The sequence below is a fragment of the Perspicuibacillus lycopersici genome, assembly GCF_025660475.1.
Taxonomy (GTDB): Bacteria; Bacillota; Bacilli; order Bacillales; family Caldibacillaceae; genus Perspicuibacillus; species Perspicuibacillus lycopersici.
Genome location: NZ_JAOUSF010000006.1, coordinates 190583 through 210260, shown reverse-complemented (window position 1 = coordinate 210260; position 19678 = coordinate 190583). Strand labels below are relative to the sequence as shown.

The 19678-nt window shown below is 37.0% G+C and carries 22 protein-coding genes and 8 tRNA genes; 3 read left to right on the top strand and 27 right to left on the bottom strand.

The features are described 5' to 3' along the window. Positions 1-128 precede the first annotated feature (128 nt). From OEV98_RS16715 to OEV98_RS16675, 9 genes are all read right to left on the bottom strand, one after another. Positions 129-202, bottom strand: a tRNA-Gly gene (locus OEV98_RS16715). A gap of 21 nt (positions 203-223) precedes the next feature. Beyond that, a tRNA-Pro gene (locus tag OEV98_RS16710) sits at positions 224-297 on the bottom strand. Positions 298-306: 9 nt separating this feature from the next. Next, a tRNA-Arg gene (locus tag OEV98_RS16705) sits at positions 307-383 on the bottom strand. Positions 384-438: 55 nt separating this feature from the next. After that, positions 439-525, bottom strand: a tRNA-Leu gene (locus OEV98_RS16700). Positions 526-604: 79 nt separating this feature from the next. Continuing rightward, positions 605-680, bottom strand: a tRNA-Lys gene (locus OEV98_RS16695). Positions 681-728: 48 nt separating this feature from the next. After that, positions 729-803: transfer RNA gene (locus OEV98_RS16690), tRNA-Gln, on the bottom strand. A 47-nt stretch (positions 804-850) separates the two neighbouring features. After that, positions 851-922, bottom strand: a tRNA-Glu gene (locus tag OEV98_RS16685). 10 nt (positions 923-932) lie between these two features. Continuing rightward, positions 933-1004: transfer RNA gene (locus OEV98_RS16680), tRNA-Asn, on the bottom strand. A gap of 128 nt (positions 1005-1132) precedes the next feature. Beyond that, a complete protein-coding gene (locus OEV98_RS16675; protein WP_263074487.1) occupies positions 1133-1600 on the bottom strand; it encodes a SprT family protein in 468 nt (155 codons plus the stop codon). Between the two features lie 185 nt (positions 1601-1785). On the opposite strand from OEV98_RS16675, the gene cmpA reads away from it, so the two are divergent. Beyond that, a complete protein-coding gene (gene cmpA, locus OEV98_RS16670) occupies positions 1786-1899 on the top strand; it encodes a cortex morphogenetic protein CmpA (protein WP_263074486.1) in 114 nt (37 codons plus the stop codon). A gap of 278 nt (positions 1900-2177) precedes the next feature. Here the strand turns inward: cmpA and OEV98_RS16665 are convergent, their stop codons facing one another. The 14 genes from OEV98_RS16665 to acpS form a co-directional block, all read right to left on the bottom strand. Then, positions 2178-4346: a Tex family protein gene (locus OEV98_RS16665; RefSeq protein ID WP_263074485.1), complete on the bottom strand. Its 2169-nt coding sequence runs from the start codon at positions 4344-4346 to the stop codon at positions 2178-2180. 198 nt (positions 4347-4544) lie between these two features. Beyond that, a complete protein-coding gene (locus OEV98_RS16660; protein WP_263074484.1) occupies positions 4545-5150 on the bottom strand; it encodes a PP2C family serine/threonine-protein phosphatase in 606 nt (201 codons plus the stop codon). After that, positions 5147-5941 (bottom strand): RNA polymerase sigma factor SigB, encoded by a 795-nt coding sequence (gene sigB / locus OEV98_RS16655; RefSeq protein ID WP_263074483.1) that lies wholly within the window; start codon positions 5939-5941, stop codon positions 5147-5149. Before sigB ends, OEV98_RS16660 begins: the two co-directional genes overlap by 4 nt. Further along, positions 5916-6392, bottom strand: a complete 477-nt coding sequence (rsbW, locus tag OEV98_RS16650) for an anti-sigma B factor RsbW (RefSeq protein WP_263074482.1) — start codon at positions 6390-6392, stop codon at positions 5916-5918. Before rsbW ends, sigB begins: the two co-directional genes overlap by 26 nt. After that, entirely contained in the window at positions 6389-6709 is a 321-nt protein-coding gene (locus OEV98_RS16645) for an STAS domain-containing protein (RefSeq protein ID WP_263074481.1), read from the bottom strand. Before OEV98_RS16645 ends, rsbW begins: the two co-directional genes overlap by 4 nt. Before the next feature lie 56 nt (positions 6710-6765). Continuing rightward, complete coding sequence (locus tag OEV98_RS16640) at positions 6766-7779, bottom strand: PP2C family protein-serine/threonine phosphatase (protein ID WP_263074480.1); 1014 nt, start codon at positions 7777-7779, stop codon at positions 6766-6768. Between the two features lie 10 nt (positions 7780-7789). Continuing rightward, entirely contained in the window at positions 7790-8188 is a 399-nt protein-coding gene (locus OEV98_RS16635) for an anti-sigma regulatory factor (protein ID WP_263074479.1), read from the bottom strand. Positions 8189-8192: 4 nt separating this feature from the next. After that, the gene (locus tag OEV98_RS16630; protein WP_263074478.1) at positions 8193-8549 is read right to left on the bottom strand and encodes an STAS domain-containing protein; all 357 of its coding nucleotides are present in this window, start codon (positions 8547-8549) and stop codon (positions 8193-8195) included. After that, entirely contained in the window at positions 8546-9379 is an 834-nt protein-coding gene (locus tag OEV98_RS16625) for an STAS domain-containing protein (protein ID WP_263074477.1), read from the bottom strand. Before OEV98_RS16625 ends, OEV98_RS16630 begins: the two co-directional genes overlap by 4 nt. 350 nt (positions 9380-9729) lie before the next feature. After that, positions 9730-10080, bottom strand: a complete 351-nt coding sequence (locus tag OEV98_RS16620) for a type II toxin-antitoxin system PemK/MazF family toxin (RefSeq protein ID WP_263074476.1) — start codon at positions 10078-10080, stop codon at positions 9730-9732. Between the two features lie 4 nt (positions 10081-10084). Further along, positions 10085-10366: a CopG family ribbon-helix-helix protein gene (locus OEV98_RS16615; protein ID WP_263074475.1), complete on the bottom strand. Its 282-nt coding sequence runs from the start codon at positions 10364-10366 to the stop codon at positions 10085-10087. A gap of 330 nt (positions 10367-10696) precedes the next feature. Beyond that, positions 10697-11803, bottom strand: a complete 1107-nt coding sequence (alr, locus tag OEV98_RS16610) for an alanine racemase (RefSeq protein WP_407676527.1) — start codon at positions 11801-11803, stop codon at positions 10697-10699. Positions 11804-12078: 275 nt separating this feature from the next. Further along, complete coding sequence (locus tag OEV98_RS16605; protein WP_263074473.1) at positions 12079-13098, bottom strand: LolA family protein; 1020 nt, start codon at positions 13096-13098, stop codon at positions 12079-12081. Positions 13099-13323: 225 nt separating this feature from the next. Continuing rightward, a complete protein-coding gene (gene acpS, locus OEV98_RS16600) occupies positions 13324-13677 on the bottom strand; it encodes a holo-ACP synthase (protein ID WP_263074472.1) in 354 nt (117 codons plus the stop codon). A gap of 84 nt (positions 13678-13761) precedes the next feature. Here acpS and OEV98_RS16595 point away from each other — a divergent pair, with 84 nt between their 5' ends. After that, a complete protein-coding gene (locus tag OEV98_RS16595) occupies positions 13762-14334 on the top strand; it encodes a rhomboid family intramembrane serine protease (protein ID WP_263074471.1) in 573 nt (190 codons plus the stop codon). A gap of 122 nt (positions 14335-14456) precedes the next feature. On the opposite strand, the gene OEV98_RS16590 is transcribed toward OEV98_RS16595, so the two are convergent. Both OEV98_RS16590 and OEV98_RS16585 read right to left on the bottom strand, forming a co-directional pair. Next, a complete protein-coding gene (locus tag OEV98_RS16590) occupies positions 14457-15920 on the bottom strand; it encodes a PH domain-containing protein (protein WP_263074470.1) in 1464 nt (487 codons plus the stop codon). Beyond that, positions 15913-16392, bottom strand: a complete 480-nt coding sequence (locus OEV98_RS16585) for a PH domain-containing protein (RefSeq protein ID WP_263074469.1) — start codon at positions 16390-16392, stop codon at positions 15913-15915. Before OEV98_RS16585 ends, OEV98_RS16590 begins: the two co-directional genes overlap by 8 nt. 302 nt (positions 16393-16694) lie before the next feature. Between OEV98_RS16585 and OEV98_RS16580 the strand changes: the two genes are divergently transcribed. Continuing rightward, the gene (locus OEV98_RS16580) at positions 16695-17201 is read left to right on the top strand and encodes an AAA family ATPase (protein WP_263074468.1); all 507 of its coding nucleotides are present in this window, start codon (positions 16695-16697) and stop codon (positions 17199-17201) included. A 112-nt stretch (positions 17202-17313) separates the two neighbouring features. On the opposite strand, the gene OEV98_RS16575 is transcribed toward OEV98_RS16580, so the two are convergent. Both OEV98_RS16575 and OEV98_RS16570 read right to left on the bottom strand, forming a co-directional pair. Then, on the bottom strand, positions 17314-18819 hold the full coding sequence (locus OEV98_RS16575; RefSeq protein ID WP_317633828.1) for a DEAD/DEAH box helicase: 1506 nt from the start codon (positions 18817-18819) through the stop codon (positions 17314-17316). Between the two features lie 105 nt (positions 18820-18924). Then, on the bottom strand, positions 18925-19647 hold the full coding sequence (locus tag OEV98_RS16570) for an alpha/beta hydrolase (protein WP_263074466.1): 723 nt from the start codon (positions 19645-19647) through the stop codon (positions 18925-18927). Positions 19648-19678 lie beyond the last annotated feature (31 nt).

Below are 19678 nucleotides of genomic sequence, written 5' to 3'. Positions count from 1 at the left end.
CACGCCGCCAGCGTTCGTCCTGAGCCAGGATCAAACTCTCCAAAAAGTGTTTGATTAGCTCAAAAATGTTTTAAAAATAGTTTAATTAAACGCTTCGTCTTGTTCAGTTTTCAAGGTTCAATAGTAATTGGAGCGGGTGATGGGAATCGAACCCACGACAACAGCTTGGAAGGCTGTAGTTTTACCACTAAACTACACCCGCATATAATATAAATTTATCAAATCGGGAAGACAGGATTCGAACCTGCGACCCCATGGTCCCAAACCATGTGCTCTACCAAGCTGAGCTACTTCCCGTAACTTTTATGGCGCGCCCGAAAGGAGTCGAACCCATAGCCTTCTGATCCGTAGTCAGACGCTCTATCCAATTGAGCTACGGGCGCATTCAAGCAACTTAATTATTCTATCATATTATCAAATGATTGTCAAATATTTTTTTGGTGCGGCCGAGAGGACTTGAACCTCCACGGGATTAACTCCCACTAGGCCCTCAACCTAGCGCGTCTGCCATTCCGCCACGACCGCTTAATTATGGCGACAACACTATAATACCAGTTATTATATATTATAATCAAGAAATAAATGTAAACTGTTAGAAATAAAATGGTGAGTCATGCAGGATTCGAACCTGCGACCCTCTGATTAAAAGTCAGATGCTCTACCAACTGAGCTAATGACTCGAATTTAATACAAAAATATAAAATTCGATATTAAAGCTATAATAAAAGTGGCTGGGCTAGCTGGATTCGAACCAACGAATCACGGAGTCAAAGTCCGTTGCCTTACCGCTTGGCTATAGCCCAATAATTTTGAAGCAAAAACCAATATAGAATTATTATAAGAATAATAATGACCCCTACGGGATTCGAACCCGTGTTACCGCCGTGAAAGGGCGGTGTCTTAACCGCTTGACCAAGGGGCCATAATAGGAACTCCGCAGGTAGGACTCGAACCTACGACCGATCGGTTAACAGCCGATAGCTCTACCACTGAGCTACTGCGGAATATTCGTTATTGCCAACCGACTCTTAGTATTTTACATGGTCTCTTACTAAAAGTCAACACATTTCCAAAAAAATATTTCAAGATAAAAATGGAGACCGGAAAATTGGAAAATAAATGACAGTCTTCCTCACCGTGGTCGAGCAATTTTAATCAGCTTCCCCCCACATTTCCCACAAACAAATCTTTTGGTGTCGACTCTCCGCTTCCTTCGATACAGCAATCTACACGATGCACATTGATAATAATGCAAGGTTATTGGTTTTGTTGGACGATGCTCACTAGGTAACGGCGTACAAAACCTTGGTGCCCCTACTTCTGTAGCTAATTGTTTAAAATCCTTATCTTTATGCTGGTACCCTCTCCCTCTTTGATGGAGATGATAATGACATAGTTCATGTTTAATAATTCCTATTAATTCTGATTCCCCATGAATCTCATAATACTTTTTATTGATTTCAATATTTCCTGATTTCAACAAATATCTACCACCAGTTGTTCGGAGACGATTATTAAAAATAGCCTGATGGAGGAAAGGAAGGTTAAAAAAATCCAGGGAAATTTTTTCTACTAAAATTTGTAATTGCTCGTTATTCATTTCTATCCCCTACTTAGTGAACTTGACAACCCATTATAACATACATTTATTATAGGATACCTATCCACAGCTAGAGATGATTCAAATCCAAACGTCCTAGTTAAGTTTTTCTCATATCCAAATAATTTCATCAAATAATGGATGTTAAATACTATACCTCTCTTTAAACGAAGGAGGGAGAAATTATGCCTAATTGGTTTAAACAACAAATCCAACGTGCTTTTTTGGAAAAAAATCGATACCAAATAAAACTATTGAACCAATGCTGGAATTTTTATCGAAAAAAATACTATTCTTAATGTAAATAGGAAAATCCCTAGTTATTTCAACTATATAAGAGGCTGGGACAAAAGTATTTTTATGTAAGAGAATCCGAATAAAGTTAAGTAGGTAAATTCGCTCCGGAAATATACTTCGCTTTCCGCGGGCATGGCCTTAGCCTCCTCCTCCGCTACGCTTCGTGCGGGGTCTTCGGCTCATGCTTTTCCCGCAGGAGTCTACGTATATTTCCTCCGCTATCCGAATTTTTGTTCGTCTTACATTTAAACATCAATTGTTATGTCCCAGCCTCTTTTTCCTATTTTTTCACCATCGATAATGCGACTCTTCCTTTTTTCATATCCACATCATCTACCCAAACCGTAACAATATCACCGACAGATACAATATCAAGTGGGTGTTTAACAAACTGATGACTCATTTTGGAAATATGAACGAGTCCGTCTTGTTTTACACCGATATCAACAAATGCACCAAAGTCCACTACATTACGCACAGTTCCTTGTAGCTCCATTCCCTGCTGTAAGTCTTCCAGTCGTAATACATCTTTTCTTAAAAGTGGCTTAGATAATTCATCCCGCGGATCTCGTTCTGGCCGTTTCAAGGAATCGATAATATCCTTTAATGTCAAATCCCCGATTTCTAATTCATTCGTTAAATCTTGAACGCGAAGTCCATTTAATGTTTCTACCAGTTTGTCAGATCCAATTTCATCCTTTGAATATCCTAGTGACTTCAATAATTTATTTACATTTGCATAGTTTTCTGGATGGATGTTCGTACGATCAAGCGGTTCGTCCCCATCGACTATTCGCAAAAAGCCAATACTTTGTTCATATGTTTTTGCACCTAATCTCGGAATTCCTTTTAATTCCTTCCGATTCGTAAACTTTCCATTTTCTTCACGATATTTCACGATATTATTTGCAACTGCTTTTGATAATCCCGATACATATTGAAGAAGGGAGGAGGATGCTGTATTTACATTAACACCTACTTGGTTAACTACTGTCTCTACCACAAAGGTTAATGATTCCTGTAGTCTCTTCTGGGAAACGTCATGTTGATATTGTCCAACACCAACAGATTTCGGATCTATTTTTACTAGTTCTGCTAAAGGATCCTGCAGTCTTCTTGCAATACTCACCGCACTTCTTTCCTCTACATGTAAATCCGGGAACTCTTCTCTAGCCAAATCGGAAGCAGAATAAACACTTGCACCTGCTTCATTGACAATTAAATAATAAATACCATCCATTTGCTTTAACAGCTCTGCAATAAATTCTTCCGTTTCTCTAGAGGCAGTCCCATTACCAATAGCAACCATTTCAATTTTGAATTTCTTCAAAATATCGAGTACTTTTTTCTCTGCCTCGGCTCTTTTCGCAACTGGTGGATGTGGATAAACTACATCGATATGTAACATTTTTCCGGTTTCATCTACAACTGCTAATTTACAGCCTGTGCGATATGCAGGATCCACACCGAGAACTATTTTTCCCTTTAATGGCGGTTGTAGGAGCAGCTTGCGTAAGTTCTCCGAAAAAATATGGATTGCTTGCTCTTCTGCTTTCTCCGTTAATTCATTACGAACTTCTCTTTCAATCGATGGCTGAATCAGACGCTTGTACCCGTCTTCTACCGCAGAGAAAACTTCAGCCGCAACACTGGAGCGTTCATTTGTAATAAATGTTTTTTGTAAATAAGCTAAAATTTTGTCGATATCTGGCTTAATGGCAACCTTTAAAATATCTTCTTTTTCCCCACGATTGATTGCCAATATCCTATGCGGCACAATTTTTCCTACAGGCTCTTCGTATTCATAATACATTTCAAAAATCCGCTTCTCATCTTTTTCTTCATTTTTAACAGAAGCTTGTATTATTCCATGTTTTAATGTTTCAAAACGAACCCATTTTCTAATTTCTGCTTGATCTGATACAACCTCTGCAATGATATCCTTCGCTCCATTAATTGCATCTTCCCTAGTTAGAACCGCTAATTCCTCGTTTATATATTTTTCTGCTTCACTGGCAAGATCACCATTATCTGGAAGTGAAAGCATCCAATTGGCAAGTGGCTCTAGTCCTCTTTCCTTCGCAATGCTAGCCTTCGTTCTCCGCTTTTGTTTATATGGTCGATATAAATCCTCTACTTCTTGAAGCTTTGTTGCGTTTGTAATTAACGTAGTGAGCTCGTCCGTTAATTTTCCTTGTTCTTCGATTATACGAAGGACCTCTGCCTTTCTATCCTCAAGATTCATTAAATATGTCCAGCGCTCAAGAATATCACGAATAACTACTTCATCAAGCGCGCCAGTCCGTTCTTTTCGGTACCGCGCGATAAATGGTATTGTATTCCCTTCTTCCGTTAAATCAATCACACTTTGCGCTTGTCCAACTTTAATTTTTAGTTCTTTTGCTATTTGAAGAACTAAATCCGATTTCTTTTCTAAAATTTCTACCAAAACGTTTCACTCCTACATAGATCGTGGTAATTTTTCCTTATTTACCTGTCTATTCTCTTCATTAGACATTCACTTTATTTTACCAAACTACGAATATTATCTCATACTATATATAGCTTTCACAAAACATGTTAAGATTGCTCATTAAATAGGCTAAATAAAAAACTGCCCGAATTTCGAGCAGAAGTAAATAAGCGTTTATTGATTAATCGAACCAATAATGAAGGTTGCATCGTCTTTCTGTTGATTGTTCATCATATAATCTTGAAGCTCGACCGCAATACGTTCAATCGGGAGCTCGTTCATTATATATGATTTACCGCTTCTTATTGCTAGGCCATCTGAATAGATTAAGAATTTAGTTGAAGGTTGATAGGAATATGTTTGACTGTGAAAAAATTGGGGTTTCCCGGATAAATATCCTGTTACAGGAATTGGGTAAATGAGCTTTCCTGATGGAGAAGAAATGAGAAAGCGAATATTTCCTATACAACTATATTCCAATTCTCGCTTATCAAAATAGACCTTCAAAAGTAATACTGCCGCACCACGCTTATTACTCAATACTTTGTTACAATAATTCATTATCGTATCGACCGATTCTTCATGATGTTCCTTCACAACAGAAATTACTGCCTCCGATGATTCGTTTGCATACACACCGCTACCTAATCCATCTGCTACAACACAAATAAAATAATTATCACAGAAATAATAATAATACCCATCGCCATTAACTTGATTCCCGTTTTTCATCGCTTGTGATGCAAAAACGTGAATTTTACTGCTTTGAAAACAATTCATAACATACACTCCGGATTTGATATATCTAAATTTGCTGCTTCTTTCAGCTTACGTACCGCTCTCCTCTGTAGTCTGGACACATGCATTTGCGAAATTCCTAGCTTGATTCCGCATTCCTTTTGACTCATATGATCAATAAAAGTATATTGGATGATCTGTCTTTCTCTTTCGTTTAAAACATGCATCACTTTTTCTACAACAAGACGTTGATCTACCTTTTCAAAGCCTTCTTCTTCTGTACCAACCATATCTAATAATGTGACTGTTCCTCCGTCTGAGTCTGCATCAATCGTATGGTCAACCGATAACGCTCGATAACTTTTCCCAATTTCCATCGCTTCTAATACTTCTTCTTCTGAAACCTGTAATTTTTCTGCAATTTCTAATACGGTCGGTGATCTAGAAAGCTCTTTTTCTAGCATTTCTACTGTAGACTTGATTTTTGGCCCGAGCTCTTTTATTCTCCTTGGCACATGGACACTCCATGTTTTATCACGCAAATACCGTTTGATTTCACCAATAATGGTCGGAACAGCAAAGGCTTCAAAGCTTTTTCCAAAGCTCTCATTATATCTTCTGATGGCACCTAATAGGCCAAGCATACCAACTTGGAATAAGTCATCATAAAAATCCTTACCCTTTGCATACTTTCTTGCAAGTGTTTCTACTAACGGCTTAAAGTGGAGCACCAAATTATTTTGAGAATGTTCATCATTATGCTCTTGAAAATTACGTATCCATGTTAAAACATCCTCTTTTGACTGGTCATTTTGGCGAGAATGCCTCTGCATCCATTTCCACCTGCTCTCTTTCCAAAAACTTTGTCATTTGCACACTAACGCCGTCTTCTTGATGAAATTCTACCTCGTCCATCAGCGTTTCAATTAAAAATAAACCTAAACCTCCTTCACGCATGAATTCTATCGACTCATCCTGATGATATGGCCTAGTTTTTCCTCTCACCTCAGCAACATCAAAGCTTTCCCCTTTATCCGAAACGATAATTTCAAGCTTTTTTGAGTAAATATGGAAATGTAAATTGATCGTACCATTTTCTTCTTGCTTATATGCATGCTGAATTGCATTTGTAATTGCTTCACTTACAGCAATTTTCATATCTTCAATAGCTTCATATGAAAATCCCATCCGATTTGCAATACCGGAAGTTGTTAATCGTGCAACTCCAACAAATTCTGGTTTTGGCGGTAATTTCACTTCCACAACATCGACAGGTTGATTCATTTCGATTCACCCTTTATATCCATAATTTCTGATAATCCAGTAATTGTAAATAATCGTTGTAATCTGTTGGATAATCCTGTCAAGATAAAACTACCCCCGTTCGTTTTTATCTTTTTAAACGCAGCTACTAGCACTCCCAAACCAGTACTGTCCATATAGATTACATCTGTTAAATCAATTACTACATTCTTTCCATCTTCTTTTGTTAATTGATTGATTGTTTCTTTTAATTTTGGTGCTGTATAGGCATCAATTTCGCCTGATATTTTCATTATCGTATTACCATCTGTTTTGTTTACATCAACAGTAATATTCATGAGTATCCACCCCGTTAAACTCTAACTGTTTTTCTCATACCCTCAAACCATAAAGGTTAAACTAACCTTCTCATAATTATCATGGTAAAATCATCTCTAATTTGATAATGCTGAATTTTAGAAAGGTCACGATAAATATTATTTACGATTTCTTGTGCACTCAAGTGCATGTATTTATTAAGTAAATCAATAATCATTTCTCGTTCTAAAAAGCCATCCTCGGTACGCGTTTCCGTGACACCGTCGGAAAGTAAAATAATCATATCCCCTATTTCCAAGCTTATTTCAAACTTTGGATAGGTTACATGCGGATCAATCCCAAGCAATAAGCCTTTTGCTTGGAGGTCGACGAAAGAATTTTCTTTTTTATTATAAAAAAATCCAGGCTCATGCCCTGCAGATGCATATTGAATCACATGTTGCTTCGGATTGTAGCTCCCATAAAACATCGTAATAAAAATCCCTAAATCAACATTTTTTTCCACGATACGATTTAATCGTTCGAGTACTACCTCAGGAGAATTATGTTTAGAGTATGAAAGACTATCCACCGCATATTTAATCATGGACATACAAAGAGCGGCCGGAATTCCTTTGCCGATGACATCGGCAATTGCAACCTTTAGCTCTTGATCGGAATCAATGTCAAAATGAAAATAATCTCCGTTCATGATTTTCGCAGGTATACTGATAGCACCTATATCTAAATAATCATATTTCGGAATAGCTGAACCAAGTAACATCTTTTGCATGTTCGCACCAAATTCCAATTCCATCTCTAGTTCCATTTGTTTATATCGAAGACTTTGGTGTTCTAAGTATGCCAAACCATAGGACATCATAATTTCTAGTAAAATATCAAATGATACCAAGACTTCACTAGGGACTTCCGGAATCAATTCATTTAAAACCGATTTATGTAGATTAATTACTTCCTCAGGAGGTATATGATTTTCTAATATCTCCTTGCTAAGCTTTTGTGTTAAATATAACGTTTGTTCCGATTGAACCGCTAAATATTTTGTTAAGATATCCTTATATTTCCATAATAACGATTCCTGAAAGTCCATTACGATCCCCCTAACGAAGCCATTTTGCTGTTTTAATAACCGTTCCTTTCCCAACTTCTGAATCGATTGAAAAATCGTCCATTAATCGTTTAACACCAGGTAATCCCGCACCTAGTCCGCCCGAAGTAGAGTAACCATCCTCCATCGCTTTTGCTAAGTTCCCTATGCCAGGTCCATGGTCTTCCGCAATAATTATTAAACCAACAGATCCGTCTTTTTCTATTTTTTCAACTATGATGATCCCTTGATTTGCATATAAAAATATATTTCTAGCAAGCTCGCTTACCGCAGTGGTTATTCTGGCCTGGTCAACTATGCCAAAACCCAACTCCTTTGCAAACTCTCGACATAGCTGACGTGCAGCAACGATGTCCCACTCATTGATTATATTGACGAAGGATCGGGTCATGTAACTACTCCCCCAATTCCATCTTTATTTTCTTTAAACCTTTTTCTAAATCCAATGCGGTATGGACATCATTCAGTTTGATACCCAATTCAATTAACGTTATGGCTACCGCAGGCTGGATTCCTGTAAGTACCACCTGTGCCCCCATTAATTTTGACATATGGACCACATCGCCTAGAACTTTTGCAATAAAAGAATCAATAATATCCACTGAGGTTAAGTCAATAACGACACCTCTTGCATTCGTTTGATAAATTTTATTTAATAGATCCTCTTGAAATTGTAATGCTGTCTCATCATCCAACTCCCATTGGATTGAAATTAACAAACAATCATGTAGCTTTAAAATAGGGATTTTCACGATTCAACCTCCACCCCAACAATTTTTCGATTGGTCATTTCCAATGCAGCTTCAATTCCTGCTTGCAATGTGTTTTTTGTTATTAAAGAATCTAAATTTATTCCTAATGTAACAATCGTTTGTGCAATTTCTGGACGAATACCTACAAGCATACATTTTGCCCCTACCAATCGGACAGACTCTGCTGCTTGAATTAAGTGATGTGCGATCATCGTATCGATTATCGGTACACCAGTAATATCAATAAGAACTACTTCAGATCGATGTTTCACAACACCATGTAAAAGATTTTCCATAATTTGTTTTGCACGTTCCGTATCAATTGTCCCGATAAGCGGCATAACCGAAATTCCCTCGAATACCGGTATAAGCTGTGCTGACAGTTCCTTCAATGCTATTTTTTGTAATGTAACTGTTCTTTCCCATGTGGAAGTATAGGTTGACAATATTTCATCATTCATCGGGCCAAACCATTTGTCAAAGCCCTCTGTAAATTCCATATAATTTTCCCTTGTAACAACTCCTTCCTCACTCATTCCATGGAAGATAATTTCATTAAATTTCCGTATCCCCTGTGTTACGAAATTTAATGGCCAGCCGATATGTACGACATTCTCGGCAAACTTATGTAATCTTTGGGAAAATTCTTCGTTCGATTCCATTAAATTAGAGACTATTAAGTCAATAAATTGCTGGCTAGCTCCGTCAAAAACGCGATTGGAAACAACACGGACAAATCGCTCATCACCTTGTTCCTTCATTTCACTTTTCCATCTACTTAATATTAATTCTTTATGGGTTTTAATATAATTTGCTATTTTTTTATCCAAATGTATAACCCCCCTCTGTCCCATCCTTTATGTTATTTTTTATTCATTCTTTAGTAAATTATTTTCTCATAGGAATTCCGAAGAATTAGATAATTTTACGTTACCATACTAAAATATATTGTCAACAATGAGTGATTAAATCCCAAATATATAGGGATATACTCCCATTTTTCTTATAGGAAATTCGTTCTATAAACACAAAAAAAGTAAGCCTATAAAGACTTACCTTGGCAGAACAATCTGTTAACACAAAATGACCTTTCCCACATATATTCCTTACCGAAACGTTGACAAAGGAGACCAATATGTACGAAAAAACGCTCTTGTTTGAAAAGAGCGTTGTATTCGAATTAAAATTCGATTAATCCTAAACTAATCTGCAACGCCTCATCGACTTTCTCCATCATTTCTTCATCTAAATGAGTGATCTTATCCGTTAGGCGTTGTTTATCTATTGTTCGAATTTGTTCTAATAATATTACCGAATCCCGTTCAAATCCGTACTTTTCTGCATTAATTTCTACGTGAGTCGGCAGCTTTGCCTTCTGGATTTGAGCTGTAATCGCAGCAATAATCACAGTAGGACTGAACCTATTACCAATGTCATTTTGCAAAACAAGAACAGGTCGAGTGCCACCTTGTTCTGAACCAACGACAGGGGAAAGGTCTGCAAAGAAAACATCGCCTCTTTTTACAATCAAAGGCTTATCCTCCGCTTACTAATCTCTCTACTGTATGTTCTGCCTCATATTCCGCCTGAAAAGCTTCCGATGCAATGGATAGGTTTATTTTCGCCATTTCCATATATCCTCTTCGCATCGATTCGCGAATGTGTCTCTTTTTTCGTTCACGTAAAAACATTTTTGTCGCTTGATAAATGAGTTCATCACGATTAACATTTTCTTGTTTTACGAAACCATCAATTTCTAATAATAGACTTTGCGGTAAGTTCACTAATATTTCTTGTGTTGCGCTGGAATCAGACACAAAAGACACCTCCACCATACTCGACTACACATTTCTTACTCCATAGTAACACTATTCCTTTATAAAGAAAAGCTATTTCCTTTATTTCTACCCTATTATCAACCATTAAACATATACTTTATGCAACAAAAATATTTATTTTTACTTTGGAGCATACTTTATGCGAGCGATTGATTAAAGGCAGTGTTTTAAAAACTTGTTGTATTGAATAATAAATATAAAATAACGGATTCTGCCAAAGGAAAACACTTCACTTTCCAGCTGTAAACTGCGTGTTATCCTTCTATACAGGCTTTCGCCAATAATGAAATTCTATATTTACGCGCATTTTTAATACTGGTGATTTACTACTTTTACTACTTGGTTACCTTTTTTATATACTCTTGGGACTCGATTAGATATCATGCAAATCACTTCATAATTAATTGTTTGTAATTTGTCTGCAACTTCGTCCACTGTGATTTCGTCGTTCTGCTGTTTTCCAATTAACGTTACCTCTGTTCCGACAGGAAAATAGGAAGGTAGCTTTACCATACATTGATCCATGCAAATACGCCCCACGATTGGTGCCCGCATGCCGTTAATTAGAACCGTTTGACCTTGTAATGCGCGAATCCATCCATCCGCATAGCCTATCGGAATTGTGCCTATCCATTCATCATCGCACTCAACCGTATACGTACATCCATAACCAATTTTGGTTCCCTTTTTGACATTTTTTACATGAACAAGTTTTGAATGCAAGGAAAAGGCTGGCTTTAAACTAATTGGTAAATCATCTTTAATTTCTGTTGAAGGTGTAAGTCCATAAATGGTAATCCCGCTACGAGTTAAATTAAATAATCCATCTTGATAAAGTAACGTTGCTGCACTATTACTAGCGTGAATCCATTTTGGCTTCTGTTTTACTATGTCCAAAAATTGATTAAATGTTGCTAATTGTTTTAAATAATAGCGATTATCTTTTGTATCTGCCTTGGAAAAATGGGTAAATATCCCTTCGAAATCAAAGCAATCGGAACGTTCAATTTCTTCTAAAACATCTACTAGCTCCTCTTCATCAATGACCCCTATTCTTCCCATGCCTGTGTCACATTTCAAATGAATCGGCAATACTTTTTTAAGAGATTCTTTTGCTTGAATTAGCCAATTTTTATGGAAAACAGTTAACGAGATCCTGTAATCTGCAGCAATATGAGCATATTCAGGAGGACAATAACCTAGAACTAAAATTGGTGCGGTTACACCATTTTTTCGTAAATAAATTGCCTCCTCGAGTATCGCAACCCCTAGCCATATAGCACCAGATTTTAAGGCAATCTCTGCCACCTCTAATGCCCCATGTCCATATGCGTTCGCTTTCACTACTGCCATCATTTGTGTAGATGAAGGTAGTTGTTCTCTTATGGACTGAACATTTGCCGCTATTGCATCCATATCTACTTCCACCCAGGTATCTCGATAAAACGCTTCTAACAAAAGGAACACTTCCTTTATTCAGTTCTTATATTTAGGCTGTATTCAGTCTGCTCAGCAGTGTAAATAAATATTTATGTCTCCCAGCCTATATTTATCATTTCATTATAAAGGAACGATAAAACCTGTCAATATCGAAAGCTTTTGAACGACGAAATAATTGTCACTAACGGGACTAAGCTTTTTGGACGCAAAAATAGCCCCCTCGAAATAAGTAGGGCTATCTTGCCATTGCTTTATTTTTCTGGAGCTGCTTGAACAGATTGTGCTAGCATTACCATTTCCTCTTGCGTCAAATCATTGGATGCAAGCATATATTCCACACCATTGGCAGTCCACTGTAACGTATTACCTGTTAATGCACCAATTGTAAATCCAAGATCAACCGGATCACCATTAACAAAGGTTGAAGACATGCTAGCAGTATTTATCACTTCCACCTTTTCCTGGATTAACGTGAAGGATTTCTCCCCTTCATAGGTTAAAATAACACGCTTGCCATTATCGGTTTCCACCTCTTGTTCATCGACAAGACTAGTGCCTTGTAGCTCTGCTAGTGGAATTAACACATTAAAATCATTCGTTTCATTTTGCTCCGTAGTGCTTACTGGTACTTCTATTTGTGCACTCGTCATATTTCTTTGTAGGTCAAAGGAGCCTTCATCAAATTTCGAATCAAATTCTGCTTTCGAAAATTCTACCGCTAACATTTCATTTCGATCCTGGTCCATAACTTTTACACTTACTGGCGTTAAATCTTTTTTATTAAACGTAATTTCTTGTATTGGCAGCATTTTATTATATTGGTACCGTGTTTTCGTTTCAAACACATAATGATCTTCTGTTTCCGTTAGCTTCGCTGAGCTATCTTTTAAAATATCTTCTACAAGTGATTCGTAAAGATACGGCTGACTGCTATTTTTTGGCCAATCACTTTGAAATTTGAAGCTTTTGTTTAATGCTGGTGTTAACACATATACACCTTCTGTGTTTTTCAAGATCATTTGGCTTTGATTTCTTTCTGCATTTTTCATGTGAACTCGGTAAAAATCCGGTTTATTATGCCATATTTCCACATCATATGACTGGTTTTCCGAACCCATTGTCAATGTCATTTTGGCATTTAGCTTATAACCTTTTAAAGCTTCTACCTTAGCATTTAAGCTCTCCACAATTTCTTCCTGGGATTTTGTCCCACATCCTGCCAACAATAGGATCATTAACATACCTATCAGATACAACCATCTCTTTTTCATCATTCACACCCCTTGTTTCGATTCAATCGTAACGAGAGAAAGTGGGACTAATTATTGCCTATTATTTTCGTTCTCCTAAAGCTTCTAGAAAACGAAAACAAAGCATTTTCCTTATCAATCCAACTTGTCTCCATGTATCGCACTATGAATATATGAGACAAACTATTCATTTATGCTACTGAATCGGACATGTTTTTTCGGAAGGTGAATAATGTTCCCATCTATTTAAATTTCTTCTATTATTACTTGTGCCACTGCGTAATTCTCGCTATGGGTAATCGATAGATGAACTCCATGACAAATCGGTTTTACAATCGTCGGCTTTCCTCGAGCATCCGTTTCAATTTCAATATCTTGAAACGATAAATCCCGACCAATTCCCGTTCCATTTGCTTTTGAAAATGCCTCCTTCGCGGCAAATCTTCCTGCGAGAAATTCCAATTTTCGTCGTTCCGATAAATCCTCAAATATTTTCCGTTCATTTACCGTCAATATCCGAAGCTTTAGTTTTTCATTCCGCTCCAGTTTTTCTTGTATTCGATCAATCTCAACAATATCGATTCCAATTCCTTTTATCATATAAGCACCTTCTATTTTTTTATCTCTTCACATATACATATTGTACAGGTTCCCATTCTATCAACCAATAGTGAGGTAATTTTCATGTACAGAAGCAAAGGTTTCTTCCGCTATTTAAAAAGCTATCCCGTTGTTAATGGAATAATTATTGTTAATATCTTTTTCTATATAGCGACAATACTCTCAAGTCGCGTCATTTTTGAAAGCATGGCAGGGGTGAATATTTTAATTGCGAATGGCGAATGGTGGCGATTAATTACCCCTATCTTCATTCATACAAATTTTTCACATCTATTATTTAATTGCTTTGCTATTTATTTATTTGGTTCCATTCTTGAGATAAAAATGAAAAGAGCTACTTTTTTGCTAATATACATTAGTTCAGGAGTATTTGCGAACATTATTACATATCAATTTGGTTCATTAACATTGGTACATGTTGGATCTAGCGGGGCTGTGTTTGGAATTCTCGGTGTGATTGCAGTACTAATTTATTTCAAGCAATTAACACTTGAGCAAACAAGAACATTAAGCGTCGTCATTCTATTGGCTATCATTTTATCGTTTTTGCAAAAAGATACAAATGTCCTTTCACATATCGGAGGCTTTGCTTGGGGATTAATTTGTGGATTATTACTTGTACGAAAACGATGGTGACAAAAGCGGCTTGTATAGGATAGGTATAACTTTGTAAATATGGTGGATCCAGCAGGCTAGTTAATCAGTCGATCTCCTGCTGGAAAGTATGTTTTTTCCCTTTTATACCTCTTCCATATTATTTAATTTCTACTATACCAAGAATAAATAAAAAAGAGTTCCTCCCGGTCAATATCGACTGTTTCTCCCCCGGCACCACCGAGTCCCGACATGACAGTAGCCGATACACTGCCGAGTCGCTTTCTATCCTGGAGAAAATTCGATGATATCTCTAAAGACTGAATTCGGTTTTTAAACATATATACTGTCTTTGCATTAATAAATCGACTACGAAGCACGAGCTGTTGCTGATTAATATTCCAGCCTGCGTATAAATAACCTAGATACCCAAAATATGCTGCTAGCGGGAAAGATAACAGCAATAATAGACCCCATTGATGAAGAAAATATATACCGACGCCAACAGGTATAACAAGTGGTATCATCGGTCGCAAAATATATCGTGATTTTGCCCGAGCTGGTACTTTGGCAAAACTTTCTTCTATTTGGTATTCTGACAAACAAGCCTCCATCACAGCTGCAATTTTGTTCGTTTTAATTAAAGGGAAAATAATAATTTTTCCAGATTCTCCTTCATTTGAAAAACTTCCTGCATTTATTACTGAAACAGTAGCAAGACCAAATAATTTCCGAATAATGCTTTCCTCAATAATGATTCCTTGGATTCGATTTAACGGGACATTAATATTTTGCTTTTCCAATAAGCCATGTGAAACCACTAAATTTTCCGCTGTTTTCTCCACTGAAAAATATGCATATTTGATCATCGTCCGAATAATGGCAATGCAGTATGCAAATAAAATAACTAATAAGCCCATGAAAATTGCAATAATTACTCCATTGGCAACTATTGTTTCCAACCTATCGTATAATCTTTCATATGGTACTAATTCATCGAAGTGTGAACAAAAAGCAAAAACAGCAGCAATTACCCCAAGTGCTCCCCCACTGGATATGGCAAGGATAAAAATCTCTTTAAAGCTCATTCTGAATACTATATTCTTCTGTTCCAATACATTCGTTCTTTCGGCAACATCCTCATTTGCTTCTTCTGTTTCGCTAATTTGCTCTTTAGCATGCTTTATGTATAATTGTATTTCGTTTGCTTCATGTTTCGATATCGCTGCTAATACCGCCTCTGCTTCTCCCGATCCTCCTGCAGTCTCAATCGTCAACTTCACTAGTCCAAAAAGTCGCTGAAGCATACCTTCTGTAGTAGATATACTTTGAATCCGTTCACACGGAATATAGCGTTTCTTCCGTATAAACACCCCGTGTTCAATTCGTATCTCCTGTTCCTCTAAGCGATAGTTAAATCGCATCCATGAAATGACTCCAAAAACAATCAGCAGAACCATGACGATGAGTGGGAGAATTAGTACAAAAAATAAATCCCAGAAGAATGAACCATCTGACTTCCCACCGCCAACAATAACGGTTAAAATAATCGGAAAAATTGCGTCTTTTAATGTAGAAAATGTATTTGTTACAATGGTTATCGGGTGTAATCGTTTTTTCTCAGACATCTTCGTCAGCCACCCTTGCTAGTCTCGAAATGACATGTCGAAGCTCTTCTGCTTCCACTTCCTCTAATGCAGGTATTTCATGCTGCGTAGCTGCAGTAGAAATAGTTACTGTAGCTAACCCAAATTTTTTTAAAATCGGTCCTTGCGTATTATCGACATGCTGGACTCGTATCATCGGAATCAATGTTTTCCTCACTACAAATAGCCCATGCTGTATTTCAATTTCTTGTTCCCTTACCTCATAGCGCCAACGCAACCAACGGAGCTTCGGACGAAAGAGGACAAAATAATAAACTTCAAGTATAAAGAGAACAGCTAGTCCATAAACAATCCACACTGGCCAATCAAAAAGAAAACAAAGAGTCCCTAAAGTGAACGATATAATTAGGGTAATGACCGAGCCAATGATTCCATGAATCCGCCATACGGTTAATGCCCCCTTTGAAATCCGGTTGTTAGGTTCGCCAATCATCTTTCTCCTCCTGTGCTGTAAAAAATTTCTCTAGCAATATTTATACGGTCTAGTATATAAAAAGTTTTCAAAATTAACTAGCTTATTTTTTACCTCTTGAGCAATCTGCAATAGGAATAATAAGGAGCCTATTGATTTTATAAATGCTTCCAAATTTCTTTAATTTTTATTATTTCAGCCATAGTTAGGCAGTTCCTATCAGATTCGATGGTTGCTCGTTTTCCTTCTTTTAAACTTACTTCAAATTGCTGTAAACTATGTATACATAACGATGATGACCAATTGAAACGGAGGATCTAGCCATGGGTATTAGGAATTATCTGATTGAAGGTGTTTCTTGCACTGGAAAAACATCCGTCTGCAATGAATTACAGCGGCGGGGCTACCATGCTATTCACGGTGACCGTGATTTGGCTTATCAAGGTGATCCAGAAACTGGTATACCGACAAATGCCGGTAAGGGGCACGAGCACCACATTTGGAATGTAGATAAAGTAAAAGCTTTGATTGCCAACCAGAATGATGAGGTAACATTTTTCTGCGGTGGTTCTAGGAACTTTTCAAAATTTATAGATCTATTTGACCGTGTATTTGTCCTAGATGTCGACATTGATACATTAAACAAACGACTTGACGAGCGACCGAAAGATGAGTGGGGTGCAAAGAAATCAGAGCGAGAACTAATCGTACGATTGCACCAAACGAAAGAAGACATTCCGAAAAACGGAATTATAATCGACGCCACAGCACCGATTGAACAAGTCGTTGACGAAATCATCCGTCAAAGTGAAGAAAATAAAGTTGAATAAGACAATAATTGGTAATAAAAAGACCGACTTATCCAAAGTCGGTCTTCTTCTTGTGCGATTTACAATGTGGGTTTCTTCCCACTTAAATCTAACACCATTTTCCTATTAGAAATTATTTGCTTTTTTTATAGCCTTGGCTACTTCTTGATTGATTACTTCTGCCTTCTCTTTGGCTATTTCGATTTCCACTTCGTTTTTGATCATTATTTCTTCTTTGATCGCCACGTCTTCTTTGGCTGTCGCGGTTATTGCTGCGACCGCCATTTTTTGATGAAGAGGATCTTCTATCTCTTCTCATCGGCAGTGGAGCTTCTTGTGTAATTTTCACAGGTGTGTTATCTGGTTCTTTAATTAACATTTTCAATGCTGCAGAGATAATTGCTTCACTATCATGTTCTTTAAGCAATTCTTCTGCGGCTTTTTTATACAATGTTAAATCATTTTCTTCGATAATGGTATTAAGCTTATCCATTACTAAACGTTGTTGTCCTTCGATAGCTTCAGCCATTGTTGGTACATCCATACGCTTCATCTTTTTCTTCGTTGTTTCTTCTACTATTCGTAAATATCCCATTTCACGAGGAGATACAAAAGTAACTGCCATACCACCTTTTCCTGCACGGCCAGTACGACCAATACGGTGAACATAGCTTTCTGGGTCTTGAGGAATATCAAAGTTGTAAACATGTGTTACACCAGAGATATCTAGACCACGAGCAGCTACATCTGTAGCAACTAAAACGTCAATGGAACCTTCTTTAAATTTACGTAATACAGATATTCTTTTCGCTTGCGTTAAATCCCCATGGATCCCTTCCGCTGTATATCCACGAATGGACAATGCTTCAGCAACCTCATCGACTCTACGTTTTGTACGACCGAAAATAATCGCTAATTCAGGAGAATGGAAATCCAATAAACGAGTTAATGCGTCAAATTTTTCTCGTTCTTCTACTTTTACAAAGTATTGATCGATTTGCGGAACTGTCATTTCTTTCGCTTTTGTACGTACTAATTTCGGTTCATTCATAAAGCGTAAAGCAATTTGACGAATTTTTTCTGGCATAGTTGCAGAGAACAGTAATGTTTGACGCTCGGTAGGAATTTTTTCTAAAATAGCCTCAATGTCCTCAATGAATCCCATGTTTAACATTTCATCAGCTTCATCAAGAACTACTGTGTGGATATTTGACAATTTAATCGTCGCGCGATTGATATGGTCTAAAAGACGACCTGGTGTACCAACAATAATAGCCGGTTTCTTTTTCAATGCACGAATTTGGCGAGAAATATCTTGTCCACCATAAACAGCTAAAACTTGAACATGTTTGTCGAATCCAAGTTTATATAATTCTTCAGATACTTGGATGGCAAGTTCTCTCGTAGGTGCAATTACAATCGATTGAATTGTCTTATCCTTCATATCTACTTTTTCAATAAGCGGGATTCCAAAAGCAGCAGTTTTACCTGTACCTGTTTGAGCTTGCCCGATAATGTCGTGGCCCTCTAAACTAAGTGGAATCGTTTGTTCTTGTATCGGTGTTGTTTCTTCAAAACCAATTCGTTTTAATGAACGCATCGTACTTGAACTCAAATTTAAGTCTTCAAATTTTCCCAATTTTTTCATACTCCTTTTATTAACAGAAAAAATACTCTCGTACCTTTGAGAGTATATTTATTATTTACTATATTATTTTTCCATTAGATTCAATTAATATTACCATTAAATATTATTGATTGCAATTTTTTCACACGGTACGGAAGTGTTTAGAAATTGCAATATTTCAGAAAAGAGCATCTCCTGAAACTCTCCATAACAAATAAGATGATTTGCTTCTTCAATGAATAGTAGCTTTTTTTCTGTAGCACATATATTTTTATATATGTAATGGGCACTTTTTTCCGGAACAATCGGATCTTTTTTTCCTTGAACAATGAATGTTGGTACATCTACGTTTGGGAGCTGTGGGCGGATAGACTGAACTAATTTGCAAAATTGGATATAGGCAGATACTGGGGTAGCACGAAATTTCCGGATATACTTTTGGAACGCATGGTTTTTCTGAAAATGGTTTTTACAGCTATCCTTAATCATAGTAAATAACTCTTTGCAAAACTTTTTCGGATTCGTATAATACGCTGCCGCACTTAATAATACCAATTTATCTACCTTATATTTGGCAGCTAACCAGCTTCCGATTAATCCCCCCATGGAGAACCCACAAATATAAACCGTTTCACACGTTTCTAACAAATCATGCAGTTCATTTTCTGCATGTTGAATCCAATCCTCGAAGCGTACACCTTTTAAAGACAACATTTCACCATGACCTGGTAGTGTTGGACTTTTCACTAACCAATCAGTATGTTCTTTAAAAAAGCGAACTAACGGGTCGACTTCCTTCGGTGATCCTGTAAAACCATGAATACATAAGACACCAATCATTATTTCCACCCTTTTTTACTGTTAATTTAAC